This is a genomic window from Pseudomonas sp. LFS044 (assembly GCF_047978245.1).
Classification (GTDB): domain Bacteria; phylum Pseudomonadota; class Gammaproteobacteria; order Pseudomonadales; family Pseudomonadaceae; genus Aquipseudomonas.
In genome coordinates this window covers 25,666-49,743 of the sequence record NZ_JBFPFX010000009.1, presented here as the reverse complement: position 1 = coordinate 49,743, position 24,078 = coordinate 25,666, and the positions used below count along the sequence as shown (strand labels likewise).

Genomic DNA, 24,078 nt, shown 5'->3' with positions numbered 1-24,078 from the left:
GGGGCGGTCTCAGTGGCAGGGGAAGGCGGCGCTGTGGCGGGTGTCGTGGGCGGCGTTGTGCACGGCTTCGATGTGCGAGAAGCCGGCGAAGTAGATCAGGCACAGGCCCAGCAGGCTGGCGCCGGCGGCGATGATGACGCGCTGGCTGAGGGTGACGGGGGTGGCGATGGTGTGTTTGGCGCTGGTGATGGGCATGACGCGTTCCTCTGCTTTGCTTTTTATAGGGGCAACGGGGCACAGGCGAGCGCGACAGCCCCGGGCGTGGATGGCCCAGGGGAATGCGACAGCGCCCGCCCACCGCGGGGTGTTCATGAACGCCAGGCCGGTCTCCGGGCTTGCGAGGAGGAGCAGGGCTCCTGTGAACGCGTCACCTTCCCATGCCGTACTGCTTGGCACAGTGGTCTAGACGCTTCGCTCGCTTACCGTTGCGGGGGCAGCACCGGAGTTGTCGGGCCCTGGTCGAGGGCCTGCGACGCACCGGTTTCCCGTTTCACCCCCGTGGGGGCACCTGAACGCAGGGTGTAAGGAGAGCACGGGGCAGGGGTGGCGTCAATTGGTTGATGGGGTTGGGGGGGAGGCGGAGTGGGACGCGAAGGGGGCTCCTTGAATGCAGTGGTGGTGCGCAAATCGAGCGCCGCCCGCGCGGCGCTCGGTCGCCAGGGCGCCACAAATCTCAAGCCATGAGTTGACCACCCGCCACCCCCCGCGTAGCCTTGCCGCTTCGAGGTTCTTCGGCCAAACCGAAGCTAAGACGGGAACGCGGTACAAGCCGCGGCTGCCCCCGCAACTGTAAGTACCGGCAACGGATCGACACAGCCACTGCGCCCAGGCGCGGGAAGGCGTCATCCCGCCAGGCCCTTGTCTGATCAAGGCCTGAACGGTGCAAGCCAGGAGACCTGCCTCGCAACGATTTCGACTTTCAACCGGGCGGGGTGATCCGGTGGCGAACGAGCCCGGCCGGCCTGGCCCGAGGCTTTCGTCCCGCATGCCCGCGCCATCCTGCCAAGGGCAACGCGACATGAAAACACTGGCCAAGCTCCCCGTCACCATCGTCACCGGCTTCCTCGGCTCGGGCAAGACCACCTTGCTCCGGCACATGCTCGACAATGCTCAGGGCCGTCGCATCGCGGTCATCGTCAACGAGTTCGGTGAGCTCGGCATCGACGGCGAAATCCTCAAGCAGTGCAGCATCGGCTGCACCGAGGAAGAGGCCAGCGGCCGTGTCTACGAACTGGCCAACGGCTGCCTGTGCTGCACCGTGCAGGAAGAGTTCTTCCCGGTGATGCGCGAACTCGTGGCCCGCCGCGGCGACCTCGACCACATCCTCATCGAAACCAGCGGCCTGGCCCTGCCAAAACCGTTGGTACAGGCCTTCCAGTGGCCAGAAATCCGTAACGCCTGCACCGTCGACGCGGTAATCACCGTGGTCGACAGCCCGGCCGTGGCCGCTGGCACCTTCGCCGCCTACCCCGACCAGGTCGACGCCCAGCGCAAGCTCGACCCCAACCTGGACCACGAATCGCCGCTGCACGAACTGTTCGCCGATCAGTTGGCCAGTGCCGACCTGGTGGTCCTCAACAAAGCCGACCTGATCGACGCCGAAGGCCTGGCCAAGGTGCGCGCCGAAGTCGCCGAAGAACTGCCGCCTGCGGTCAAGGTGATCGAAGCCAGCAGCGGCCGCCTGCCGCTGGACGTGCTGTTGGGTATTGGCGCTGAGTCGGAAGCGCACATCGATGGCCGTCGCACCCACCATGACGCCCACCATGACGGCGACGACGATCATGATGACCACGACCATGACGCCTTCGATTCCATCTCCATCGACCTGCCGGAAGCCGACGAAGCCCTGCTGCTCGACGCCTTGACCCAGCTGGTAGTGGAGTTCGGCATTCTGCGGGCCAAAGGTTTCGCAGCCATCCCCGGCAAGCCGATGCGCCTGCTGGTCCAGGGCGTGGGCACCCGTTTCGACAAGCACTTCGACCGTGCCTGGCGCGCTGGCGAGCCGCGCATGACCCGCCTGGTACTGATTGGCCAGGATCTCGATGCCGCGCAACTGGAAGCGCGCCTGCGCCAAGCCCTGGGCGCCTGACCCATGCACCTGCTGCGGACCCAGCCCGGCGGCTTCGTGCCGGACGACAGCATCGCCGACCTCGGCCAGACACCCGCCGAGCTGGTGATCCTCTGCAGCGGCGACTCGCACCTGGCACTGCTCGCCGAAACCGCCGAGCAACTGCCAGACGACTTTCCCAGCCTGCGCCTGGCCAACCCCATGCAGGTGCAGAACCATGCTTCGGTCGATCTGTATGTCGACGAGGTACTGCGCCATGCCAAGGTTATCCTGGTGTCGTTGCACGGTGGGGTCGGTTATTGGCGCTATGGCGTCGAGCAGTTGGTCGAGCTGACCGCGCGCGGCGTGCAGCTGATTCTGGTGCCGGGTGACGACCGCCCGGACCCTGAGCTGACCGGCCTTGGCACCGTTACCGGTGAACCGGCCGAGCGCCTCTGGCACTACCTGCGCCAGGGCGGCAAGGCCAATGCCGTCAACCTGTTCAAGTGCCTGGCCAACCAGTGGCTGGGCCGCGATTACAGCTGGGACGCGCCGCAGCCGCTGCCGCGCACATCGGTCTATCACCCGGCCAAACCCGCGGCGGCCCTGGAAGACTGGTACGGCGAGTGGCACCCGGACTACCCGGTGGCGCCGCTGCTGTTCTACCGTTCGCACCTGCAGGCGGCAAACACTGCGTTCATCGACGTGTTCTGCGAACGCCTGCAGGCCGCAGGCCTCAACCCGTTGCCGATTGCCGTCGCCAGCCTCAAGGAAAGCGCGTGCCTGGAACAGGTCGAACGCTGGCTGGACGACATTGGGGCCGAGGTGTTGATCAACACCACAGGTTTTGCCCTGTCCAGCCCGGAGCGCCCCAACCTGCGGCCGTTTCGTCGCGACATCCCGGTGCTGCAGGCGATCTGCGCGCAGGACAACCAACCCGGTTGGGAAGCCAGCGAGCAGGGCCTGGGTGCCCGCGACCTGGCCATGCACATTGCCTTGCCCGAGCTGGACGGGCGCATCATTACTCGCCCGGTGAGCTTCAAGGACATGGCCTGGCGCAGCGAGCGCAGCCAGTCCGACGTGGTCTGCTACCGCGCCCACCCCGAGCGCATGGACTTCGTGGCCGAGCTGGCAAGGCGCTGGGTCGAGCTGGCGCGCCTGCCCAACGGGCAGAAACGCGTGGCGCTGGTGCTGGCCAACTACCCAACCCGTGACGGGCGCATCGGCAATGGCGTCGGGCTCGACACCCCCGCAGCCGCCCTGAACATTCTCAAGGCGCTGCGGGCAGAAGGTTACCCGCTCGACGAACTTCCCGGCAGCGGCACGCAGCTGATTCACCAGTTGCTCGGCGGCGTGACCAACGACCTCGATCACCTCGACCAGCGCCCCTGCGCGCAGAGCCTGAGCCTGGTGGATTATCAGGCCGCCTTCGCGCGCCTGCCCGCCGCCAACCAGCAAGCGGTGCTGGAACGTTGGGGCCCGCCCGAGCAAGACCCGATGTACCGCAGCGGCCGGCTGATGGTGGCCGGCCTGCGTTTTGGCCTGACCTTTGTCGGCATTCAACCTGCGCGCGGTTATCAGGTCGACCCCAGCGCTGTGTACCACGACCCCGACCTGGTGCCGCCGCATGGTTACCTGGCGTTCCATTTCTGGCTACGCCATGCCTTTGCTGCCGATGCGGTCATTCATGTGGGCAAGCATGGCAACCTCGAGTGGTTGCCAGGCAAAGGCGTGGGCCTGTCCGCCCAGTGCTGGCCGGATGCGCTGCTGGGCCCGTTGCCGAACATTTATCCGTTCATCGTCAACGACCCGGGCGAGGGCGCCCAGGCCAAGCGGCGCACCCAGGCGGTGATCATCGACCACCTGATGCCGCCGCTGACCCGCGCCGAAACCTACGGCCCGCTGCGTCACCTGGAGCAACTGGCCGATGAGTTCTACGAAGCGCAGATGCTCGACCCACGGCGTGCCCGTGAGTTGCAGCGCGACATCCTTGAGCTGGTCAAAGCCAACCACATCGACCGCGAGTTGCAGTTGGAAGGCCAGCTGGATGATGCTGCCGTGTGGTTGCCGCGCCTGGACACCTACCTGTGCGACCTCAAGGAATCGCAGATTCGCGACGGCCTGCATGTGTTCGGCGAGTCTCCGCAGGCACGCCTGCGGATCGATACCTTGCTGGCCCTGCTGCGCGTCGAGCGCGCAGATGGCCGCGGCGGCAACGCCAGCTTGCTGCGCACGCTCGCCAAGGCTTTGGCGTTAGGCTTCGACCCCTTGGACTGCGACCTCGGCCAAGCGTGGGAAGGGCCATGCCCAACCCTGCTGCAAGCCATCAGCCAAGCGCCGTGGCGCACCTTCGGTGATAGCCGCGAGCGTCTCGAATTGTTGGCGTTGCAGGTCATCGAGCAAGCCTTGAACGGCGAACTGCAACTGCCCGCCGAGGCGCAATGGCAGGCGGTGCACGAGGTGGTCCAGGCCTTGCTCGAGCAGGTGGCACCCAACCTCGACGCTTGCGGGCCAGCAGAAATAAACGGCCTGCTCGCAGCCCTGGCGGGCCGTTTCGTGCCGGCAGGACCCAGCGGCGCACCCAGCCGCGGCCGCCTGGATGTACTGCCCACGGGCCGCAACTTCTATACCGTGGATGTACGCAACCTGCCCACCACCACGGCCTGGCGCCTGGGTTTTGCCTCGGCGAACCTGATCCTCGAGCGCCATTTGCAGGACCATGGCGACCACCTGCGCCAGCTCGGCCTGTCGGTGTGGGGCACAGCGACCATGCGCACCGGCGGTGATGACATCGCCCAGGCCATGGCGCTGATGGGGGTAAGGCCGGTGTGGGCCACCGGCAGCCAGCGCGTCGACGATTTCGAGATCCTGCCACTGAGCCTGCTCGACCGCCCGCGGGTGGACGTGACCTTGCGCGTCTCGGGGTTTTTCCGTGATGCGTTCGGCAACCTGATCCGTCTGTTCGATGCGGCGGTGCAGGCCGTGGCGGCGCTGGACGAGCCGGATGACCTCAACCCCTTGGCCGCGCGCGTGCGCAGCGAGCGTGAAACGCTGCAAGCGCAAGGTGTGCAAGCCGAGCAGGCCGCACGCCAGGCCGGCTGGCGGGTATTCGGTGCCAAGCCCGGCGCGTATGGTGCCGGGGTGCAGAATGCAATCGATGGCCGCCTGTGGAACAGCCGTGACGACCTGGCCGAGGTGTACCTCAATCATGGCGGCTACGCGTATGGCGCCAGCGACGAAGGCACCCCCGCGCGGGCCCAGTTCGCCCACCGCCTGGGCCAGGTGCAGGCGGTGCTGCAGAACCAGGACAACCATGAGCACGACCTGCTCGATTCCAACGATTACTACCAATTCCAGGGGGGCATGCTGGCGGCGTCCGAGACCTTGTCCGGCGAGCGGGTGGCCAGTTATCACGGCGATCACAGCCAGGTCGACCGGCCGCGTATCCGCACCCTCAAAGAGGAATTGAACCGCGTCATACGTGCCCGCGCCCTCAACCCCAAGTGGATCGACGGTGCCAAGCGGCATGGCTACAAGGGCGCCTTCGAGCTGGCGGCGACAGTCGACAACCTGTTCGCCTTCGACGCCACCACGCACCTGATCGACGACCATCATTACCAGTCGCTGGCCGATGCCTACGTGCTCGACCCGGCGACGCGCGACTTTATGCGCGAGCATAACCCCGAGGCCTTGCGTGACCTCACCGAGCGTTTGCTGGAGGCCCAGCAGCGCGGGCTCTGGGAAACCCCCGGTGAATACCGCGAAGCCTTGGAGGAACAACTGCTCGACGGCGAGGAACAGGCTTGAAATGAGTGACCCCGTACAGTTTCCCCTGGCGGCCGTGGTCGGCGCCGACGACCTCAAGCTGGCCCTGTGCCTGACCGCCATCGACCCGAAGATCGGCGGCGTGCTGATCGAGGGGCCACGCGGCATGGCCAAGAGCACTGTGGCCCGTGGCCTGGCCGACCTGCTTGGCGAGGGGCCGTTCGTGACCTTGCCGCTGGGCGCCAGCGAAGAGCGCCTGGTCGGCACCCTCGACCTCGATGCGGCGCTGGGGCAGGGCAAGGCGCAGTTCTCCCCGGGGGTGCTGGCCCAGGCAGATGGTGGCGTGCTGTATGTCGACGAGGTCAACCTGCTGCCCGACACCTTGGTCGACCTTTTGCTGGACGTGGCTGCCAGCGGCACCAACCGGGTTGAGCGTGACGGTATTTCCCACCGGCACAGTGCGCGTTTCGTGCTCATCGGCACCATGAACCCCGAAGAAGGTGAGTTGCGCCCGCAACTGCTCGACCGCTTTGGCCTGAATGTGCTGCTCGAAGGTTTGCCGGCACCAGAAGCGCGTCAGCAGATCATTCGCCGTCGCCTGGCTTTCGACACCGACCCGCATGCGTTCTGCGAGCAATGGGCCGCCGCCCAGGCGCAACTGCGCGAGCGCTGCCAGGCGGCGCGCCAGGGCTTGGCGGCCATCGCCCTGGACGACCAGGCCCTGGCCTGGATCACCGAGCGTTGCTATGCCGCCGGGGTCGATGGCCTGCGTGCCGACCTGGTCTGGTTGCGCGCCGCCCGCGCGCATTGCGCCTGGCGCGGTGGTGAAGTGATCGAGGAGGGCGATGTCGATGCCGTGGCAGAGTTCGCCCTGCGTCATCGCCGGCGTGCGGCGCCAGAAGCCGCTGCGCCTTCAGCGCCGCCTGAGGCGGGCGGCCGCGATGCGCCCAGCCAGGGCGGGCAGGGCGATTGGGGGGCGCTGCCCGCGCAACCGGTGGCCAGCGGCGCCAGGCGCGAGGTGCCGAACTGGGCAAAAAAGCCCTGAGCATCCGCCCTGCGGGCAAGGTGGCGGATGCCCTGCCGCGTGTCGGCAAACTGGCCGGTAGCAGCCGTGGGCGCGTACGTGCAGCGTCGGCTGGCCGCGTGGCCTGGCTTGCCACTTTGCTCAAAGGGCGGCCGCGGCAGCGCCAGGACCTTTGCTGGCAGCAGCGTCAGGCCCAGGCCGCTGAACTGTGGCTGGTCATCGTCGATGCTTCGGCGTCCACTCGCCGCTATCAGGCACTGGCACAGAGCAAGGGGCTGTTGGCCGAGGTCTTCGACCAGGCGTATCGCCAGCGTGCCCGCCTGGCGTTGCTGACCGCCAGCGGTGCCGGCCCGCAGTGGCAGCGCCATGGCCTGAAAGCCTCGGCAGCACTGCAGCCGTGGCTGCAAGCCCTGGGCGCGGGTGGCGGCACGCCCTTGATTGCAGCGTTGGAGCAAGCCCGATACTGGTTGCTGGCACGGCAGCAGGCCCACCCTCAGGAGGTGCAGCGTTGCCTGGTATTCACCGATGGCCGCCTGCAGCGCTGGAATACCTTGCACCCCATGCCGTGTGCCACGTTGTTGGTGGACATGGAATTGGCGCCAGTTCGGCTGGGGCGTGCGCGGCAGTTGGCCACGCAGTTACAGGCCGAATATCAGCATCTTGAACAATTCAGGATAAAAGACTGAAGGCGAGGGCGCGACACTATGTCGCAATGGCAAAAGTTGCCGGAAGGGTAATGGCAAAGTTGCACAAGTGCGTGCGAGGCACGCACTTGCAGGCAACGTACTGGAATTACTTGGGCATCGACCAGGGTTGCAGGTCATAGCCTTTCTGGCACAGTTCGGCGCGCACTTCCTCGATCAGGCTAGCCCACTGCGCAGGGTCGGAGTAAATGCGCGAGGACACTTGTTTGCTGCCGATACGGGTGTTGGTCCGGTCGACCACTGCCAGGCTCAGCTCACCCGTACCGTTGGGTGCGTCCCAGGCAACGCACTGGAAAGGTTCGAAGGCGTGGTCGGCGATCAGCAGTGCTTCGTTTACACGGAGCTGGGCATTCATGGTTCGGTCTCTCTATGGTCCCAAACATCGAAATTCATGTCCGCGTTACTGCAATGGCGCTTCAGGTAATCGCGATCTGCAGTGCGGGGTTATTTGTACTGATGCTCCCTGTTGGGGGTGGAGTCACACAGTCACTGTAATTTTTTCACTGTGAAACATTTTTTTAATATCCTGCGCCGCCTGTGACGCTGATTAAATTGAAAAATTCCCGACTGGCGTAGTGGCCAAAGAATTCGGCAGACAGACGGTAGTGGGCGCCGTCAGGTTCGTTGCTACTGTTAAGCAGGCGCCGCAACTTACTGTTTTCACGTAAAAAACCACAATTTGGCGCCAAGGAACGGTCATGCACGAAACCGCCTCCCTTCGTCGCTTGCTCATCGTCGACCCCTGCGACGATTGCCACCGCTTGCTACCGGGCCTTGAGAGTGCCGGCTGGGACGTCCACAGCTGTAGCCTGGACCTGGCGCTGGAGCACCGCTGCGATATCGGCCTGCTGCGCCTGCAGGAGTCGCACCTGCGTCACCCCGACGCGGTAAAAGACATGATCAAGCGCAGCAATACCGAATGGATCGCCGTGCTCAATGCCGAGCAATTGCGCATGCAGAATGTCGGTGACTTCGTCTGCGAGTGGTTCTTCGATTTCCATACCCTTCCGTTCGACGTCTCCCGGGTGCTGGTGACGCTGGGCCGTGCTTTCGGCATGGCGCGTTTGCGCGGCAAGGGGGCGGTGCCTGTCGATGGTGTGGAAGACGAATTGCTGGGGGACAGCCGGCCGATTCTGGAGTTGCGCAAACTGCTGGGCAAACTGGCACCGACCGAATCGCCGGTGTTGATCCGCGGCGAGAGCGGCACCGGCAAGGAGCTGGTTGCACGTACCCTGCATCGTCAGTCGCAGCGCTGCGAAATGCCGTTCATCGCCATCAATTGCGGGGCAATCCCGGAGCACCTGATCCAGTCCGAGCTGTTCGGGCATGAAAAGGGCGCGTTCACGGGGGCGCACCAGCGCAAGGTGGGGCGCATCGAAGCCGCTCACGGGGGTACGCTGTTTCTCGATGAAATTGGCGACTTGCCGCTGGAGTTACAGGCTAATTTGCTGCGTTTTCTGCAAGAAAAACACATCGAGCGGGTGGGCGGCAGCCAGCCGATACCGGTGGATGTGCGGGTGCTGGCGGCCACGCACGTGGACCTGGAGCGGGCCATCGAGCAAGGGCGATTTCGCGAGGACCTGTATTACCGGCTCAACGTGCTTCAGGTGGTGACAGCGCCACTGCGCGACCGCCATGGCGACCTGTCGATGCTGGCCAACCATTTCTCCCACTTTTACAGCCTGGAAACAGGCCGCAGGCCACGCACCTTCAGTGATCACGCCCTGGCTGCCATGGGCCGGCACCACTGGCCGGGCAATGTGCGCGAGCTGGCCAACCGGGTGCGCCGCGGGCTGGTGCTGGCCGAGGGGCGGCAGATCGAGGCCCAGGACCTCGGCCTGCACGTGCTGGAGCAGGAGGAGCAGCCCTTGGGTACGCTGGAAGACTACAAGCACCGGGCAGAGCGCCAGGCGCTGTGCGATGTGCTGGACCGGCACAGCAACAACATGAGCATTGCCGCGAAGGTGCTTGGGGTATCGCGGCCAACGTTCTATCGGTTGCTGCACAAGCACCAGATTCGCTGAAACCGTGGCCCCGTGAGGGGCCAGTGCTGCGAGCGGTCAGCTCGACTGGGCTATGTGCCCGTCCGACAGCTCCTCGACCGACTCTTCTTCGTCCGGCAGTGCCGTGATCACGCTGAAATCGCTGACCTCGACCTCTCCACCGCCATACCCCAGCAAATGGAAAGAGAACGCTTTGCGCACGGTCGGGTTGTCGAAGCCGAATTCCATTTCCAGCGGCTCATCGGCGGTCACGCGAATCTCTTCCGGCAGCCCCAGCGGCACATCCTGCTCCAGTTCCTTGGCCTTGAGTTGAATGTAGGCGGCATGCTGCGGGTCGAGTACCCGCACCTTCACCCGTACACGCGTCCGAGAGCCCTCGGGCATTTCCAGGTACTGCGCGCCAATCAGGTTGTCGGCCCAGTCGTCGCGGATCTGCGCCTGCAACTGGATGGCCGAGGGGCCACCGAACTGGTAGCGCAGGTTGAGCGGGGTTTGCAGCAGGGACTGGTCGAGCACACCGGCGAGGGCGCCGAGTTGTGGGCCGAGGGTGCTGTCGCCGGCGCCCAGGTACTTGGCCTGGTCAGCGATGAACCCTTCGCTGGCATAGCGGCGGCAGCGCTGCTGGAAGTCGCACTCGGTGAACACGCCCTGGCCATTGTGGTAACGCAACATGCCGTTGGTGTAGGAGATCATTTCCCGGCCGCTGTCGTAATCGCGGAACATCGAGCGCCCGGCCAGTGCCACGGGCATCGGCAGGGCAAAGTAATCGAGCAGGGAATTGGCCAGGTCGACGTGGCCGTAGGTGCCGCGTTTTATGTGCGGCAATTGCGCCTGCTCCGGTGCCAGGGTCAGGTTGAACCCCCAGGAGGAGGCCAGGCGTACGCCATCGATACCGTGAGACTCGTCCGAAGTCACCACCACCAGGGTGTCCTTGAGCACGCCCTGGCGCTCCAGGTTGTCGAGGAACGCGCCGATGGCGTCGTCCAGGTACGCCACTGCTGCCTGCTTGGGCGTGTCGTAGCGGTCCAGGTAGTCTGCAGGCGCCGAGTAAGGCTGGTGGGTGCCCACGGTCAGCAGGGTGAGCATCCATGGGCGCTCCTGCTGCCTGAGCTGGCCAACATAGTCCAGCGCGCCTTCGAAGAATGCCCGGTCATCCTTGCCCCAGGGGAACTCCAGGTAGTTGTCGTTGCTGAACCATTCAAGGCCATGCACAGAGTCGAAGCCGATGTGCGGCATGATCCGGTCCTTGGCCATGAAGCGCAGGCCCGCACCCTGCAGGTAATGCGTGGTGAAGCCGGCCTGGCGCAGTTGGGCAGGCAGGCAGGCTTGGTTGCGCTGGTGCTGGGTGAGCAGTTCCATGCCCTTGGGCGTGCCGTTGGCCAGCTTGTCGTAGTCGCCGCAGAGCATGGCGTACAAACCGCGGATGGTCTGGTGGGTATGCAGCACGTAGTCCGGGGTGTTCATGCCGCGCTCGGCCCAGCGGCTGAGGTTGGGCATCAGGTCTTCGTCAAAGCGGCTGTGCAGGGCCTGGCGGTTGGGCCGTACATAGGCGCCGGGGATGCCTTCGACGGTGATCACCAGCAGGTTGCGCGCACTGCCGGGGCCAGCGAGCAGCCGCTGGCCATGCAGGTCGGGCTGGGTCAGCCCGGCGCTTGGCAGCGGTGTAACGGGTTGCGTCTGCCCGGCCCAGCCCAGTGCCTGCTGCTGCAGGTCGGCGACGCCGGCGGACAGTAGCTGGTGCGCAAGGTTGTATTGCCGCCACTGGTCGGCATCGGACGGCGCCAGGTGCTGGCTACCCCAGTGCAGGCCGAACAGCGCCAACGGGATGGACAGGGCTTTCAGCCCGAATGCGGCGCCACGCTGGCCACGGCTGCGCCAGGCAGTCAGCGCCCAGGCCAGCAAGCCTGCACCCAGGGCCCAGGGCAGCCAGGCGTGGGCCAGGCCACCGCCGGTGGAGTTCTCCATGAATTGGGGGTCGAACAGGTAGCCCAGGTCGGCACTGTTGGGCAGCCGCCCGACCGCACTCACCAACTCGGCCGATGCCACCCACAACGCGGCCCATGCCACCAGCACGGGCAGGGCCAGCCACAGCGGCCGGCGGTGCAGAAGCAGTACCAGCAGGCTGCCAAGCGCGAGGTCCGACACATAGCCGAGCGGGTTGGACCAGCCCAGCAGGGCGCGCGCAGCCAGTGGAACCACCAGCACCAGGGCTGCCAGGGCGACAAGCCGGGTGTGCGAGGGGCCAAGCAGGTTTTTCACGAAAACTTTCCTTAATTGCCGTTAAAACGTCACAAATCTGTGCGCGATGATAACAGGCTGGGGTCAGGAAAGCGGTGGGCTACAAGGTTGGTTACCAAAAGCCGGGCCCGCGCGGGCCCGGGCATCGAGCGGTCAGAAGTAGTAGGGGAATTTCAGGCTGAAGGAAAAGTCTGGCGCGTCGTCGGTCAACCCGATGGACAGGTTTGGCACGATGGTCAGGTTGTTGGAGGCCGCGAAGGTCATGCCGATGTTGAAGTTGGCCGCGTTGTAGTCGCTGTTGGTGATCGATTGCCAGTCGCCGCCGTCGGGTTTGATCTTGCTCTTGCGCGAGAACTGGTCGGTGACCGAGAACGACATGCTCATCTTTTCGTTCAGGGCGAATGCGATACCGCCACCAATCTGCCAGGAGTCACCCAGCTTCACGTCGCCTGGCACTTTGGTATTGACCGTAGGGCTGATGTCGCTGAACGAGTCCTCCATGTTGTAGGTGTAGGACAGGCTGCCGAACAGCACTGCCGGGTCGAATGTCTTGACCAGCGAGATGCCCGGCGTGATCGCCCAGACACCGTTACCGGTCGGGAGGTCTTCAGGCACGGCGAGGTTGTCGTTGCCGGCCACCTGGATCAGCTTGATGCCATACGGGTCCTTGCCGGTTGGCGCCTTGACGCGCAGGGTGGCGACGGCGTCGGGCCAGTTTTCCGACTCGTCGATGAACTTGTAGGCTACGCCGAAGTTGACGTCGCCGATGGTCGGGTCGCGGGTGACCGTACCGTCCGAACTTACCCCCGCAGCGCCGCCGGCACCGCCGGAGGAGTAGGTCGATTCGCGGTAGACAATGGGTACGTTAATGTCGAACTGCCAGCGCTGGTCGACGTTATAGCGGGCGGTGAGGTCAAGCGTCCAGTTATCGGCCTTGATGCGGTCGATGTTGATATTGCCGAGGAAGATCGAGTCGAGCGCGAGGAACCCGTTGAGGGTCAAGGCGCGCGTATCGTAATGGGTGTAGGTCAGGCCGGTTTCGACACTGAACTTGCCGCCGCCGAAGAAGCCGCTGGCTTCGTCGTACAGGTTGGACACGCTCTGCGCCGGCTCCGAATTGTCCTGCAGCGATTGCCCATACGAGCTGCCGGTGGTGCCTGGCGCGCCGGAGGCCACGGTTTGCGCACCCTTGACCCCTTCGGCGGGCGATTTGGTCAGGCGTTTCGGTGCGGGGGCCGGCGGTGCCTCTTCCACCTGCTTGAGCCGTTGTTCCAGCACCATCAAGGCGTTCTGTTGGGCTTCGTAGCGCTGTTTCAGCGCGATGAGTTCCTGTTTGAGTTGCTCGACCTGTGGGTCGGTTGCCGCCTGTAGCAGAGTGGCCGGGGCCAGGGTTGTCAAACAAACGATAGCTCTGAACGTCAACAAACGGTGCATGGATTAGCCGTCCCTTCTGACTACATACGATGAGACTGAGCGTAGATCAGTATCCGAGATTGCGAAGGCCTTTGAGCTGGTCAAGGTTGGTGCCCACCGATCCGGCCGTGGGCGCGTTGTCACGCAGCACCACATTGAGCGACGTCAGGTTGCTGACGCGGTTGCTGGCGCCCAGCAGGGTGGTGTTCTGCATCAGCCCACCTTGCCCCAGGCGCTGCAGGGTGCTGCCCTGGTTGTCGCTGGCGACGATACTCAGTTGCACCCCCGTGCCGCTGGACGAAACGCTAAGCGAGCCGGCGCCATTGGCGCCGACCAGCGTGGAGCCAGCCGCCAGGGCCTGGCCCTGGGGTTGCGTCGCCGGCGCCTGGTTGGCCTTGGTTACATTGATGTCGACATTGTTATGGGCGGTGTTGTAATCGCCGGCAGCCCGCACCACCTGGGTTACCCCTTCGGTGGTGTTGAGGCCGCTGCCCCCCGTGACGGTCCCCGTCCCGGCGCTGCTCGGTTGCGCGCCGCCACTGCCTTTTTCATTGATCATCGACACATAGAATTGCGGCTTGATGGTGGTTTGCTGAACCTGCATGGCCGACGTTGCCCCGATCACCTCACCATTGGCGTTCTGCCAGGTGCTGGTCATGACGATGCCGAAGCTGACGATGCGCCCGGGCATCACGTAGCGCCCGCGCAGGTTGGCCAGCTCCTGGTCCTTGAGTTCGATCGGTTTGAACGTTTGTGCCTGGGTCGGCAGGCTGGCAGCCATGCAAAGGGCGGCCAGCCAGATAGAAGTCTTCATGGGATGCTCCCGGAGCGTCTTGCCCACAGTCGTTAGAAGAAGTCGCTTTGGATGAAGCCGAAGTCCATCAACTCGGCGTCCTGCACCGGGGTGAAGTTGCTGACGCGGTTCTTGGCGCTCAGCGGCAGTGGCGGGTCGAGCAGGGCGTTGGCCTTGTCGTACCCTTGGCCGATGACGGCAAAGATGATGCCGTTCCAGCCTTTGACGAAGTCATCGAGCTTGAAGCGTTTGTGGCCGAGCACCGGGTCACCGATGTACACCCAGCCTTTGTCGACCTTCTGCATGACCACGAAGTGCTTGTAGCCGCGGATGTCCATCAGCACCACCACGGGGATGCGGATGCTGTGCAGCGTGTCAGGGGCCACCTTGTAGCCGCGTGCGCGCATGCCAAGGCTTTCCACGTAGCGCTTCATGTCGAGCATCGAAAAGCCCTGCGTGCGGACCAGGTCCGGGTCGGCGTGTTCCAGCATGCCTTCGATGATCTGATGTTCGTCGACGTCAAGCCAGTAGGCTTGGCGCAGGATGGTTGCCAGCGACGCTGCGCCGCAACTGAAGTCGGTTTTCTGCTGTACCAGGTCGGCGAACTTGCGCTCGCGGATGCTCTGGATGGGCTTGTAGATCACCGCGCCACCGGGCAGGACGGACAACGGCATCTGGGCTGCTTCGCTCACACTGGCCATGCACAGCAAAAACGCCAAGGCGATAATGCGCATGTTCGACGCCCCCCTGTTTTTTCTTGTTAGAAAGAGGCCCCCCGAAGGGGGCCTCCAGGCCGCAGTGGTTACATCGAGGTGTTGGAGATGGCCAGCGAGTTGCTTTGCTGGTTGCCTACACCGGCTGCCACGTTGACGCCCAGGTTGCCGCTGCCGCCATTCACCGAGCCACTCAGGGTTGCGGTGTTGGTTACAGGGTTGGCCCAGCCGGTCGGGGTCAGCACTTGGAACGACACGGTGTTGCTCAGGGCAAACTCGCTAGACTCGCTGAAGCTCTTCGAGATGCTGTCCGACGATTCGGATGCTTTCTCGCCAGCTTTCTCGTAGGCCGAAGCGCTCGCTTTTTCCCATGCCGAGGCGTTTGCCTTCTCGTACGACGTATCGCGAGCCTTGTCATAGGACGAGTCGCGGGTGCGGTCATACGAAGAGTCGTACGCCTTGTCGAAGGACGAGTCGAACGACTTGTCAAACGACGAGTTGCTGGCCGACTCGTGCGAGCGGTCGATCGATGCATCCAGCGAAGCGCTGAGCGATGCGTCGAAGTCGGAGCTGCGCGACCGGGTGAAGTTGCCGAAGGTTTGCGACGACGATGCACTGCCGTTGGCACTGGCATCGAGCGAAGCATTCAGCGAAGCGCTAGACGAAGAGCTGTGGTCGCGGCTGGCCGAACCACTGGCATCCCAGCTGTTGGAGCCACTGGCGGTCATGCTGTTGGTGCCACTGGCGCTGCTGCTGTTGGAGCCGCTGGCGGTCATGCTGCTAGACCCGCTGGCGCTGCTGCTCTTCGAACCGCTGGCGCTGTTGCTGTTGGAGCCGGACGCGCTGTAGCTCGAGCTGGAGCTCTTGTCGACGCTTGCATCGTACGCACCGCTACGCGAGGCCGAGCCACTCGAAGAAGTGGTGAAGGTCAGGGTGTCGAGGGTGTAGGTGCGGTCGGCACGGTTGTTCACTTCCAGGCCAGGGCCGTTCTGGTCGGCCGAAGCGGTGGCGCTCGAGTTACCGATACCTGCGGCATTGTTGGCGATTGCCATGGTATTTTTCTGCTGGTTCAGGTCGCCGCCAGCAATGTTGATACCAATGTTGCCGCTGCTGCCGTCAGCCGAGCCGCTCATGACCGCAGAACTTTGCGTCGACCAGTTGTTGACGACGTTATTGTTGCTGCGCTGAACCACCTCGGCGCTGGCGGTGGCGGTGCCGAAGACGAAGCTGTTGTCGATGTCGGCGTTATCGGACGAGGTGTTGGCGATGGCCGCGGCGTTGTCCTGCTGGTTGCCGTTACCGGCCGCCACGTTGACGCCGACGTTGCCACTGGCACCCGCGCCGGAGCTGCTCATTTCGGCTTCGTTGATGGTGCCTTCGTTGCGGATGGAGTTACCCGTGCTCCGTTGGGAATCAGTAGCTGTGGCATTGGCGTTGGTATAAACCGCCCTGTCCATCTGCTGGTGATTGTTGTTGTTATTGTGGCCGTGGCCACCGCGTCTATCGTTCTGATCCGCTTGTGCAGCAACAGCCATGACCGCAGCAATTGCGAAAACCAGAGGCTTGATTGCCATCGAGGGTTTCATGGTGTTTCTCCGTCTTCTTTAGGTTAAGTGTTGTTCTTACCTTTTTGGGTCAATTGGCGACCCGTACGCTCAGGGTGTTTGCCGTCTGGTTGCCCACCCCGGCGCTCTGATTCAGCTGGATTACCCCGCGGCTACCGGTGAATGCCTGGTCACCGGTGGTGACCTGGCGATAGCCGGGGGAGGTGTCAGCTGGATCTGAGCTGTTGATCAGCGCCACGTTCTGCTGCAACAGGACGCTGTCATCGATGCTTTGTGGTTGTGTACTGAGGCTGATGCGCAGGGCGTTGGCCTGCTGTGTGCTGGCGCCGGCGCTCTGGTTCACGCCCAGTGCGCCACTGCCATGGCTGAAGGCGTCGCCCTGGATGCTGGCACTGGCGCCCATGTTGGGGTCGACGATGGACTGCTGGCGTTGGCGGATCTGCGTGCTCGCAGCCGCTTCGCGGCCGGTGGCGATCGCCCGGGCATTGGCCTGTTGCTGCAGGTCGCCCGCGGCCTGGTTGACGCTGAAGTTGCCTTGGTACTGGGCGCCGGAACTGTCGATGTTGGCGCTGTTGATCACGGGAACGGGGGACTGGGCGAGGGCCGATGCACTGCACAACGTGGCGAGGATTAACAGCGTCTGCCTCATCTCATTTGCCTCCGGTCAGGATCTGCAGAGGCGCAAGGCCGCGCTGAACGCTGGAGTTGACCATGTTGGAGATACCGTTGCCCGAGCCAGTGCCACGCCCGGCTGCCATGTTTGGCAGTTGGTTCTGGTTGCTGATGTTGCCGCCCAGGTTGTCGGTCTGTTGGGTGATCAGCGAGGAGATCCCGGTGCCGCTGGTGATGTTGGCGAAGTCGCCATCACTCAGTTCGGTGCTCTGCTTGAGCACGTATGCGGACGGGTTGGCGTTGGCGGTGGTGGGGTAGGGGTCGGGTGCCAGGGGTGCACGGGTGGCCATGCGCGGTTGCACATCGCGGGTGATCACGATGATGCCGTTGTCGGCCTGGACCGGCAGGCTCAAGCCTGAGCCCACTACACAACCCACGAGCACCAGGCGAGCGATGCCTTTGTCCAGTTTCCTCACGACGGCGATTCCTTCTACGAGCGCTGGCGTGGTGCAGCGTTGCGAGGAGGAGAGCACGAGGCGTGCCGCTTTTTAGAACTGCTTTGATATCAGCAGGTTGCGCCAACTACCTGGGGGCGGTGGGAAATTGTTGTATCAGCGCTGAGACAGATTTCGCTGCACGTGAGGTTTTGCCCGTTATGCACGTTGCCCGAGGAGCATTTCCCGGCAATGTCTCATCCGCTTGACACTCGCCCCTCGATTGCCGAAGAAGCCCGCAAATACGGGGCTCCAGTCGCTATGGGGTGTGTCAGCGGTTTAACACTCGGTGGCACATTCCGGTGTTTTACCCTCCAGCAGGCGCTGTACGGCGCGCAATGCTGCCGCGCTGCGCCGTGGCCAGTCGCCGTCAATGATCTGCAGCTTCTGCCCATGGCCTTGCAGCCAATGCAGGCTGTCATCGAAGAACCTTTGACGGTCAGCCAGGTCAGGCTGGCAGCGCTGGGGGTCGGCCACCCAGCTTACGCCCTGTGGGCTAAGCAGCAAGTGCAGGTCGTATGGGCGTGACAGCAGGGCCTCTTCCAGCCAGGGTGGGCAATCCTGGAACAGCGCGCGGCTCCACAGCATGTTGCTGAGCAGGTGGGTGTCGAGGATCAGCAGTTGCGGCGCTTGCCCCCGTGCCTGGTCTTCCCAGGCCAACTGCCCCCGGGCAATGGGGGTGATGTCGGCGTAGCAGGTGTCACGGCATTGCTGGTCAATGAAATGCCGCACGTATTCGCCGACCACCACGCCGCCGAAGTGTGCCTGGATCTCGCCACTGAGCCAGCTTTTGCCGCTGGATTCGGGGCCGCATAGCACCACGACTTTCATGCCTGCACCTTGCTTGCCTGCAGGGCCGGGTCACGGCGCCACTCCCGCCAGCCACGCACGGCAATCAGGGTAAGCACGACGAAGAAACCCGCCGTGAAGTAAAGCTGCTGGTGCAGGTACTGGCCGACATAGACCACATCCACCACCATCCACAGCGGCCAGCATTGCACGCGCTTTTGCGCCATCCACAGTTGCGCGACCAGGCTGAAGCCGGTCAGCGTGGCGTCGAGCCAGGGCAGGGCAGCATCGGTCCAGTGGGCCATGGCCGCGCCGAGGGCGACGCTGATCACAACGCCTGCAGCCAGCCCGGTGAACACCGCCTGGTTAGCCAGGCGTGACACGACGCGCGCGTCCTGCGCTCGGCCGGGGCGTTTCCACTGCCACCAGCCGTAAAGTTGCAGTACCGCGTAGGCCAGCTGCAGCAGCATGCCCGAGTACAGCTTTACCTCGAAGAACAGCCAGCCATAAATAAGCACCATCACCAGACCGATTGGCCAGCACCAGGCGTTCTGTTTGACGGTGAGCCAGACGGCGGTGACGCCAAGCACGGCGGCGATGAGTTCGAGGCCGGACATCGGCGATCCTTGGAAAGGGGAAGGGCCGCGATTGTAGCCTGTAGGCGCGGCCTTGTGTCGCGAAAGGGCTGCTGTGGCCGCCGAAGCGGCCAGGCCTTACAAGACGCGCGCTTTCAAACCTTGAACTGCCTCAGCAACAGCTCCAGCTCCTCACTCAAACGGCCCAGCGCCACTCCGGCGTCGCTCGACTGGCGCGCCGCATCGGCGGTTTGCTGTGACAACCCGGCCGTGTCCAGCACATTACGGTTGATCTCCTCGACCACATGCGACTGTTGCAGGGTGGCGCTGGCGATGGTGGCGTTGAGCACGGTGAGGTTGTGCAGGGCCTGGCTGATGGCGTCCAGGCTGGAACCGGCCTCGCGGGCCTGTTCGACGGTTTGGCGCGACGCCTCGCTGCTGGTATCGATGGCCCTGACCGCTGCGTCCGACTGCCCTTGGAGGTGCTCGATCATGGTGTGAATTTCGGCGGTAGATTGCGCAGTGCGCTGGGCCAGCAGGCGCACTTCATCGGCCACCACCGCGAAGCCACGGCCCTGTTCGCCCGCGCGGGCCGCTTCGATGGCGGCATTGAGTGCCAGCAGGTTGGTCTGCTCGGCGATGGCACGGATGACATCGAGCACCCCGCCAATCTTGGTGCTGTGCCCGGCCAGTTCGCGGATCACCTGCACGGCCTGGTCGATGGTCGCCGAAAGCCGGTCGATCTGTTGCAGGCTGCCGTGGATAGCCTGCTGGCCATGCTCCACCTGCTGCTGCGCTGCGCGCATTTCGCCGGCGGCCTGCTCGGCTGTCTTGGCCACGTCCTGCACCGCATAGGTGACTTCGTTGACGGCAGTGGCCACCTGGTCCATCTGCATCGACTGCTGCGCGCTGCGCTGTTGCGCCGCGCCGGCATTGTCACCGACACGCCCGGCCGACTGCGCCAGCGAATGCGCCGCGCCCTGCAACTGGCCGACCACACCCTGCAGCTTGCCGTTGAAACGGTTGAAATGCTCACCGAGGTGAGTGATTTCGTCGCGCCCGTGCGTATCCAGGCGCCGGGTCAGGTCGCTTTCGCCGCTGGCGATGTTGCCCATGGCCTGCACGGCGTCCTGCAATGGCTGGGCAATGCTGCGGGCGATCAGCATGACCACCAGCGCCATCAGCAGGGCGATACCAAAGCCGACCAGCGAGGCATCGCGCAACTGGCGGGCGAACTCGGCCTGTACGTCGTCGATGTACACACCAGAGCCGATCACCCAGCCCCAGGGCTTGAACAGTTGAATGTACGAGGTCTTGGCCACGGGGTCGCTGGCACCGGGTTTGGGCCAGCGGTAGTTGACCGGGCCGGCGCCCTGGCTGCGGGCAAGGGCGGCCATCTCGTTGAACACGGCAAAACCGTCGGGGTCGCGAATGGCCGAAAGGTCCTGGCCGTCGAGCTTGGGGTTGGCCGGGTGCATGATCATCTTCGGCCCCAGGTCGTTGATCCAGAAGTAGTCGTTCTGGTCATAACGCAGCGCTCGCACCACCTGCAGGGCCTGTTGCTGGGCGGCCTCGCGGCTGAGCGTGCCGGCGGCCTCAAGGCCCTGGTAATAGGCCAGCACACCGGCCGCGGTCTGTACCACATGGCGGGTTTTCTCGGCCTTTGCCTGGTACAGATCGCCATGGATCTGGCGCAGCATCAGCAAGCCCAGCACCACCAGCATCGCCACAGCCACCAGCAGGATCAGCCATAAACGGCGGCTGATCGACATCGACCTCAAGGTCTTCATGAATAGCACTCCGCATTGTTCTTGTTATCAAGGTGCATCCAAGCATGCTTTGGCGGTGCTCCCTAGCCGACTTATGGCTAAGTGCCATTTATTGCCTGATCTGCCAAATACCGCACAAGCCATTGCAAAGCCGCTCTGTTAGGATTTCGGCCGTGCAAGATGAAACCTTTAGGGCTTGTGAACTTTTCTACTGGCGTTGGTCCCACCAGTCGCTGTAAAAATGCCGCGCCGCGTGCGGCAATCAAAAGCAAATCAAGAATAAGGGGCCTGCAAGCAGCAGCGCTCCAACCGGGGGAATGATGGATTTTTGGACTGCCTTTCAGGCAATCATCTTGGGTGTGGTCGAGGGGCTGACAGAGTTCTTGCCGATTTCCAGTACTGGCCACCAGATCATCGTCGCCGACCTGATCGGTTTCGGCGGCGAACGCGCCATGGCCTTCAACATCATCATCCAGCTGGCGGCGATCCTGGCGGTGGTGTGGGAGTTTCGGCGCAAGATCCTCGATGTGGTGTTCGGCCTCACCAGCCAACCCGCGGCGCGGCGGTTCACCGGCAACCTGCTGCTGGCGTTCATGCCGGCCGTGGTGCTGGGCGTGCTGTTCGCCGACATGATCCATGAATACCTGTTCAACCCGATCACCGTTGCGACCGCGTTGGTGATCGGCGGGGTGATCATGCTCTGGGCCGAGCGTCGCAGCCACCGTGTAGAGGTGGACCACGTCGACGACATGCGCTGGTCGCATGCCCTGAAGATCGGTTTCGTCCAGTGCCTGGCGATGATCCCGGGGACCTCGCGCTCCGGCTCGACCATCATCGGCGGCCTGCTGTTCGGCCTGTCGCGCAAGGCGGCGACGGAGTTCTCGTTCTTCCTGGCGATGCCGACCATGGTCGGTGCAGCGGTGTACTCGGGGTACAAGTACCGCCATCTGTTCGAGCCGAGCGACCTGCCGGTGTTCGCCCTCGGTTTCGTGACGTCGTTCATTTTCGCCATGATTGCGGTGCGCGCGCTGCTCAAATTCATCGCCAACCACAGCTACGCTGCCTTCGCCTGGTACCGCATCGTCTTTGGCCTGCTGATCCTCGCCACCTGGCAGTTCGGCTGGGTCGACTGGTCGACGGCGCACGGCTGACATGGCACGCACGCACACCGCACAACGGCCCGCCGCGCGCAAGGAGGAGGGTGTACGCAATGTGCGCCTGAAGCTGCTGGTGCTGGGGCTGCTGTGCCTGCTACCGCTGGTGGGCGCTGCGCAGATGGCCTGGAGCGGGCAATCGTGGCTGCCGCTGGCCGTGTATCCGGCAGTGAGCCTGATCACCGCCTTGCTTTACTGGCAGGACAAGCACCAAGCCCGTACCCAGGCCTGGCGCACGCCAGAGAAGGTGCTGCACGCCAGTGAGCTGCTGGGCGGCTGGCCTGGGGCCCTGGTGGCGCAGCAGCTGTTTCGGCACAAGACCCGCAAGCTGTCGTACCAGCTGATGTTCTGGGCGATTGTGCTGCTGCATCAGCTGTTCTGGGTCGATCACCTGCTTCTGGGCGGGCGATTTCTCGCGTTGGGTTGAGGCCAGCGGCTTACAGCAGCAGGCCTGCCTGCAACCGTTTCGGTAGCCGTCGCACCACCAGCTGGTGCGAGCGCTGCAGCAGATCGCACAATTCTTCACGGGCCATGGGGTAGGGCGGTGCCATGCTGACCCACCGCGCCCGCGCCAGGTACGGCGCCGGGCGTACGCCAGGGCGGTCGCAGTAGCCCAGAAACAGCTCATCGGCCACCTTGAACGACAACCCCGCACCCGCCAGGTCGAGCACCGCGAACATCTTGTTGCCGGCCACCGAGAACACCCGGATGCCGCCCCATTTGTAATCTTCCCGCGCGCCAGGCAGGCCCAGGCAGAACGCTGCCACCTGCTCTTCGGTCATCTTCTGCTTAGACATCTACGGCGCCTGGATCAGCCCCATGCCGATCGCCTTGACGACCGCCTGCACCTTGTTGGCCGCGCCGAGCTTGGCGAGGATGTTGTTGATGTGGAACGTGACGGTGCGCTCGGAGATGTTGAGCTGTTCGCCGATCTCGCTGGCGGTGCGGCCTTCGCTGGTCCAGCTCAGCACCTCGCGTTCGCGCTTGGTGAGCGAGATGCTCGCGGCCGGCGACAGCTTCGGCACGAGGAACCGGCCCATCAGCGAATGCGAGAGATTGGCGAGCCAGTTGGCCTGCAGCGTCAGGCTGTTGATCTCGGCCGGCGTGAGGCGGTCCGAGCGCCGCGCGATGGTCAACAGTCCGAACACGCCGCGCGCGGCCCAGCTCGACTGCGCGACGCCGACCGACATGCCGAAGTCGCGCGCGTCGCGCCAGAGCGACGGTTGCTCCGCCGCATCGGCGTCGGGCCAGATGATCATGTTCGGGCTCGCCGCCCCGTCGCGCACGGTCGGATCGATCTCGATGTAGTTGCGCGCCTGATAGTGCGCCATCCAGCCCGGCGGATAGGTGTCGAAGATCTCGACCAAGGGCTGCGATCCCGGCTGCGGCACGCGGATTCCATAGCAGCAGTACTCGAAGCCGAGACGCTTCGAGTATGCGGAAACCTGGTGAAAGAGCTGCTGCTCGTTTTCCGCCGTATTGAACTGGTGGTAGGCATCCTGCCAGCGTAGTTCCATAACGCTCTCCACACGCCTCGAACGACGCTGCCAGGTGGTCGATCCACACCCGCACCGCCGGCAGCAGGCCACGCCGATGCGGGTAAACCGCCTGCAGATAACCGCCCGGTAATGACCAGTCCGGCAGCAGCCGCACCAGTTCGCCGCGCTGCAGTTCCTCTTCGCAGAACATGCTCGGCAGTGCCGTAAAGCCCAGCCCGGCTTTCACGGCGGCGTTGCGCACGACGAAATCATCGATGGCCAGGCGCGGCTCCAGGGCCATTTCCTGCTGACGGCCATTGGGCCCCAGCAGGCGCAAGTGCACCAGCCGGTCAGCTTCGGCGGCGCCCAGCACGGGCAGCGTCGCCAGCTCCGACGGCTCGCGTATGTGGTCGGCAAAGCCCGGCGCGGCCACCAGCTGCATCTGCGCCTGGCGCAGGCGGCGGGTGACCAGCGCCGGGTCCTCGTCGCCCAGGTCGCGCACGCGCAGAGCAACGTCGATGCCTTCGGAAATCAGGTCGACGCGGCGGTTGAGCAGCACCATGTCCAGCTGCACCTGAGGGTATTGCGCCAGGAAACGGCTGATCACATCCGGCAGAAACGCATGGGCCAGCGCCACCGGGCAGGACACCCGCAAGCGCCCACGCGGTTCGCTGCTCATGCTCGCCACTGCCTCATCCGCGGCCTCGGCCTCCAGCAGCATGGCCTGACAATGGTGCAGGTAGCGTTCGCCCACCGCGGTCAGCTTCAGCTGGCGCGTGGTGCGTTGCAGCAGCCGCGTACCCAGGCGTTCTTCCAGCTCGGCGATGCGCCGCGACAGGCGCGACTTGGGGATGCCCAGCTGGCGCCCGGCGGCGGCGAAGCCCCCGGCTTCTACCACCCGGGCGAAGTAGAAGAGGTCGTTGAGGTCTTGCATGGCTGTCT

Annotated in this window: 22 protein-coding genes, 2 pseudogenes and 2 riboswitches; of the genes and pseudogenes, 7 read left to right on the top strand and 17 right to left on the bottom strand. The window is 64.3% G+C overall.

Annotated elements, in window-relative coordinates:
- Positions 1 to 9: 9 nt before the first annotated feature.
- The gene (locus ACNQPL_RS09880; RefSeq protein ID WP_387530816.1) at positions 10 to 195 is read right to left on the bottom strand and encodes a CbtB domain-containing protein; all 186 of its coding nucleotides are present in this window, start codon (positions 193 to 195) and stop codon (positions 10 to 12) included.
- A gap of 107 nt (positions 196 to 302) precedes the next feature.
- A riboswitch (cobalamin riboswitch) is annotated at positions 303 to 527 on the bottom strand.
- A gap of 180 nt (positions 528 to 707) precedes the next feature.
- Positions 708 to 919: riboswitch (cobalamin riboswitch) on the top strand.
- 99 nt (positions 920 to 1,018) lie between these two features.
- Here ACNQPL_RS09880 and cobW point away from each other — a divergent pair.
- From cobW to ACNQPL_RS09860, 4 genes are all read left to right on the top strand, one after another.
- Positions 1,019 to 2,089, top strand: a complete 1,071-nt coding sequence (gene cobW, locus ACNQPL_RS09875) for a cobalamin biosynthesis protein CobW (RefSeq protein WP_346614287.1) — start codon at positions 1,019 to 1,021, stop codon at positions 2,087 to 2,089.
- 3 nt (positions 2,090 to 2,092) lie between these two features.
- Positions 2,093 to 5,854, top strand: a complete 3,762-nt coding sequence (gene cobN, locus ACNQPL_RS09870; RefSeq protein WP_416466565.1) for a cobaltochelatase subunit CobN — start codon at positions 2,093 to 2,095, stop codon at positions 5,852 to 5,854.
- A 1-nt stretch (position 5,855) separates the two neighbouring features.
- A complete protein-coding gene (locus ACNQPL_RS09865) occupies positions 5,856 to 6,857 on the top strand; it encodes an ATP-binding protein (protein WP_416466564.1) in 1,002 nt (333 codons plus the stop codon).
- Positions 6,858 to 6,955: 98 nt separating this feature from the next.
- Positions 6,956 to 7,522, top strand: coding sequence for a vWA domain-containing protein (locus tag ACNQPL_RS09860; RefSeq protein WP_416466661.1), 567 nt, complete (start codon positions 6,956 to 6,958; stop codon positions 7,520 to 7,522).
- A 106-nt stretch (positions 7,523 to 7,628) separates the two neighbouring features.
- Here the strand turns inward: ACNQPL_RS09860 and ACNQPL_RS09855 are convergent, their stop codons facing one another.
- Both ACNQPL_RS09855 and ACNQPL_RS09850 read right to left on the bottom strand, forming a co-directional pair.
- The gene (locus tag ACNQPL_RS09855; protein ID WP_346614284.1) at positions 7,629 to 7,895 is read right to left on the bottom strand and encodes a hypothetical protein; all 267 of its coding nucleotides are present in this window, start codon (positions 7,893 to 7,895) and stop codon (positions 7,629 to 7,631) included.
- Between the two features lie 163 nt (positions 7,896 to 8,058).
- Positions 8,059 to 8,244: a hypothetical protein gene (locus tag ACNQPL_RS09850; protein ID WP_346614283.1), complete on the bottom strand. Its 186-nt coding sequence runs from the start codon at positions 8,242 to 8,244 to the stop codon at positions 8,059 to 8,061.
- Here ACNQPL_RS09850 and ACNQPL_RS09845 point away from each other — a divergent pair.
- A complete protein-coding gene (locus tag ACNQPL_RS09845; RefSeq protein WP_346614282.1) occupies positions 8,239 to 9,564 on the top strand; it encodes a sigma-54 dependent transcriptional regulator in 1,326 nt (441 codons plus the stop codon). The genes ACNQPL_RS09850 and ACNQPL_RS09845 overlap by 6 nt on opposite strands.
- Positions 9,565 to 9,600: 36 nt before the next feature.
- Here ACNQPL_RS09845 and ACNQPL_RS09840 read toward each other — a convergent pair whose 3' ends face one another.
- The 11 genes and pseudogenes from ACNQPL_RS09840 to ACNQPL_RS09790 all read right to left on the bottom strand — a co-directional run.
- Entirely contained in the window at positions 9,601 to 11,802 is a 2,202-nt protein-coding gene (locus ACNQPL_RS09840) for an LTA synthase family protein (RefSeq protein ID WP_416466563.1), read from the bottom strand.
- Positions 11,803 to 11,934: 132 nt separating this feature from the next.
- Complete coding sequence (locus tag ACNQPL_RS09835) at positions 11,935 to 13,215, bottom strand: hypothetical protein (RefSeq protein WP_346614280.1); 1,281 nt, start codon at positions 13,213 to 13,215, stop codon at positions 11,935 to 11,937.
- 46 nt (positions 13,216 to 13,261) lie between these two features.
- Positions 13,262 to 14,008, bottom strand: a complete 747-nt coding sequence (locus tag ACNQPL_RS09830) for a hypothetical protein (protein WP_346614279.1) — start codon at positions 14,006 to 14,008, stop codon at positions 13,262 to 13,264.
- Between the two features lie 32 nt (positions 14,009 to 14,040).
- A complete protein-coding gene (locus ACNQPL_RS09825; protein WP_346614278.1) occupies positions 14,041 to 14,721 on the bottom strand; it encodes a C39 family peptidase in 681 nt (226 codons plus the stop codon).
- Between the two features lie 68 nt (positions 14,722 to 14,789).
- Complete coding sequence (locus tag ACNQPL_RS09820) at positions 14,790 to 16,286, bottom strand: heme utilization protein (RefSeq protein WP_346614277.1); 1,497 nt, start codon at positions 16,284 to 16,286, stop codon at positions 14,790 to 14,792.
- A 49-nt stretch (positions 16,287 to 16,335) separates the two neighbouring features.
- Positions 16,336 to 16,914 carry an adhesin gene (locus ACNQPL_RS09815; protein ID WP_346614276.1) on the bottom strand — a complete coding sequence of 193 codons (579 nt, stop codon included), beginning with the start codon at positions 16,912 to 16,914 and terminating at the stop codon, positions 16,336 to 16,338.
- A 1-nt stretch (position 16,915) separates the two neighbouring features.
- Positions 16,916 to 17,353: a hypothetical protein gene (locus ACNQPL_RS09810; protein ID WP_346614275.1), complete on the bottom strand. Its 438-nt coding sequence runs from the start codon at positions 17,351 to 17,353 to the stop codon at positions 16,916 to 16,918.
- A 297-nt stretch (positions 17,354 to 17,650) separates the two neighbouring features.
- Positions 17,651 to 18,202: an AAA family ATPase gene (locus ACNQPL_RS09805; protein WP_416466562.1), complete on the bottom strand. Its 552-nt coding sequence runs from the start codon at positions 18,200 to 18,202 to the stop codon at positions 17,651 to 17,653.
- Entirely contained in the window at positions 18,199 to 18,777 is a 579-nt protein-coding gene (pnuC, locus tag ACNQPL_RS09800) for a nicotinamide riboside transporter PnuC (RefSeq protein WP_416466561.1), read from the bottom strand. Before pnuC ends, ACNQPL_RS09805 begins: the two co-directional genes overlap by 4 nt.
- A 113-nt stretch (positions 18,778 to 18,890) precedes the next feature.
- Complete coding sequence (locus ACNQPL_RS09795) at positions 18,891 to 19,625, bottom strand: methyl-accepting chemotaxis protein (RefSeq protein WP_416466659.1); 735 nt, start codon at positions 19,623 to 19,625, stop codon at positions 18,891 to 18,893.
- 138 nt (positions 19,626 to 19,763) lie between these two features.
- A pseudogene (locus tag ACNQPL_RS09790) lies at positions 19,764 to 20,435 on the bottom strand (cache domain-containing protein); the annotation flags it as partial.
- 389 nt (positions 20,436 to 20,824) lie between these two features.
- On the opposite strand from ACNQPL_RS09790, the gene ACNQPL_RS09785 reads away from it, so the two are divergent.
- Positions 20,825 to 21,655 (top strand): undecaprenyl-diphosphate phosphatase, encoded by an 831-nt coding sequence (locus ACNQPL_RS09785; RefSeq protein ID WP_346614271.1) that lies wholly within the window; start codon positions 20,825 to 20,827, stop codon positions 21,653 to 21,655.
- A gap of 1 nt (position 21,656) precedes the next feature.
- Positions 21,657 to 22,085: a DUF1294 domain-containing protein gene (locus ACNQPL_RS09780; RefSeq protein WP_416466560.1), complete on the top strand. Its 429-nt coding sequence runs from the start codon at positions 21,657 to 21,659 to the stop codon at positions 22,083 to 22,085.
- A gap of 10 nt (positions 22,086 to 22,095) precedes the next feature.
- Here ACNQPL_RS09780 and ACNQPL_RS09775 read toward each other — a convergent pair whose 3' ends face one another.
- The 3 genes and pseudogenes from ACNQPL_RS09775 to ACNQPL_RS09765 all read right to left on the bottom strand — a co-directional run.
- On the bottom strand, positions 22,096 to 22,455 hold the full coding sequence (locus tag ACNQPL_RS09775) for an MmcQ/YjbR family DNA-binding protein (protein ID WP_387530771.1): 360 nt from the start codon (positions 22,453 to 22,455) through the stop codon (positions 22,096 to 22,098).
- Positions 22,456 to 23,175, bottom strand: a complete 720-nt coding sequence (locus ACNQPL_RS09770) for an autoinducer binding domain-containing protein (RefSeq protein WP_015877499.1) — start codon at positions 23,173 to 23,175, stop codon at positions 22,456 to 22,458. It lies immediately after the preceding gene.
- Positions 23,174 to 24,070: pseudogene (locus ACNQPL_RS09765) on the bottom strand (LysR substrate-binding domain-containing protein); the annotation flags it as partial. The pseudogene ACNQPL_RS09765 and the gene ACNQPL_RS09770, both read right to left, overlap by 2 nt.
- Positions 24,071 to 24,078: the final 8 nt, after the last annotated feature.

Bases quoted from the DNA above. Each gene is read 5' to 3' on its own strand.
- ACNQPL_RS09785 (WP_346614271.1), top strand. From the start codon at position 20,825: ATGGATTTTTGGACTGCCTTTCAGGCAATCATCTTGGGTGTGGTCGAG.
- ACNQPL_RS09805 (WP_416466562.1), bottom strand. From the start codon at position 18,202: ATGAAAGTCGTGGTGCTATGCGGCCCCGAATCCAGCGGCAAAAGCTGG.
- ACNQPL_RS09815 (WP_346614276.1), bottom strand. From the start codon at position 16,914: ATGAGGCAGACGCTGTTAATCCTCGCCACGTTGTGCAGTGCATCGGCC.
- ACNQPL_RS09855 (WP_346614284.1), bottom strand. From the start codon at position 7,895: ATGAATGCCCAGCTCCGTGTAAACGAAGCACTGCTGATCGCCGACCAC.
- ACNQPL_RS09775 (WP_387530771.1), bottom strand. From the start codon at position 22,455: ATGTCTAAGCAGAAGATGACCGAAGAGCAGGTGGCAGCGTTCTGCCTG.
- cobW (WP_346614287.1), top strand. From the start codon at position 1,019: ATGAAAACACTGGCCAAGCTCCCCGTCACCATCGTCACCGGCTTCCTC.
- ACNQPL_RS09830 (WP_346614279.1), bottom strand. From the start codon at position 14,008: ATGAAGACTTCTATCTGGCTGGCCGCCCTTTGCATGGCTGCCAGCCTG.
- ACNQPL_RS09795 (WP_416466659.1), bottom strand. From the start codon at position 19,625: ATGGACCAGGTGGCCACTGCCGTCAACGAAGTCACCTATGCGGTGCAG.
- ACNQPL_RS09770 (WP_015877499.1), bottom strand. From the start codon at position 23,175: ATGGAACTACGCTGGCAGGATGCCTACCACCAGTTCAATACGGCGGAA.
- ACNQPL_RS09865 (WP_416466564.1), top strand. From the start codon at position 5,856: ATGAGTGACCCCGTACAGTTTCCCCTGGCGGCCGTGGTCGGCGCCGAC.
- ACNQPL_RS09820 (WP_346614277.1), bottom strand. From the start codon at position 16,286: ATGAAACCCTCGATGGCAATCAAGCCTCTGGTTTTCGCAATTGCTGCG.
- ACNQPL_RS09825 (WP_346614278.1), bottom strand. From the start codon at position 14,721: ATGCGCATTATCGCCTTGGCGTTTTTGCTGTGCATGGCCAGTGTGAGC.
- pnuC (WP_416466561.1), bottom strand. From the start codon at position 18,777: ATGTCCGGCCTCGAACTCATCGCCGCCGTGCTTGGCGTCACCGCCGTC.
- ACNQPL_RS09780 (WP_416466560.1), top strand. From the start codon at position 21,657: ATGGCACGCACGCACACCGCACAACGGCCCGCCGCGCGCAAGGAGGAG.
- cobN (WP_416466565.1), top strand. From the start codon at position 2,093: ATGCACCTGCTGCGGACCCAGCCCGGCGGCTTCGTGCCGGACGACAGC.
- ACNQPL_RS09845 (WP_346614282.1), top strand. From the start codon at position 8,239: ATGCACGAAACCGCCTCCCTTCGTCGCTTGCTCATCGTCGACCCCTGC.
- ACNQPL_RS09835 (WP_346614280.1), bottom strand. From the start codon at position 13,215: ATGCACCGTTTGTTGACGTTCAGAGCTATCGTTTGTTTGACAACCCTG.
- ACNQPL_RS09880 (WP_387530816.1), bottom strand. From the start codon at position 195: ATGCCCATCACCAGCGCCAAACACACCATCGCCACCCCCGTCACCCTC.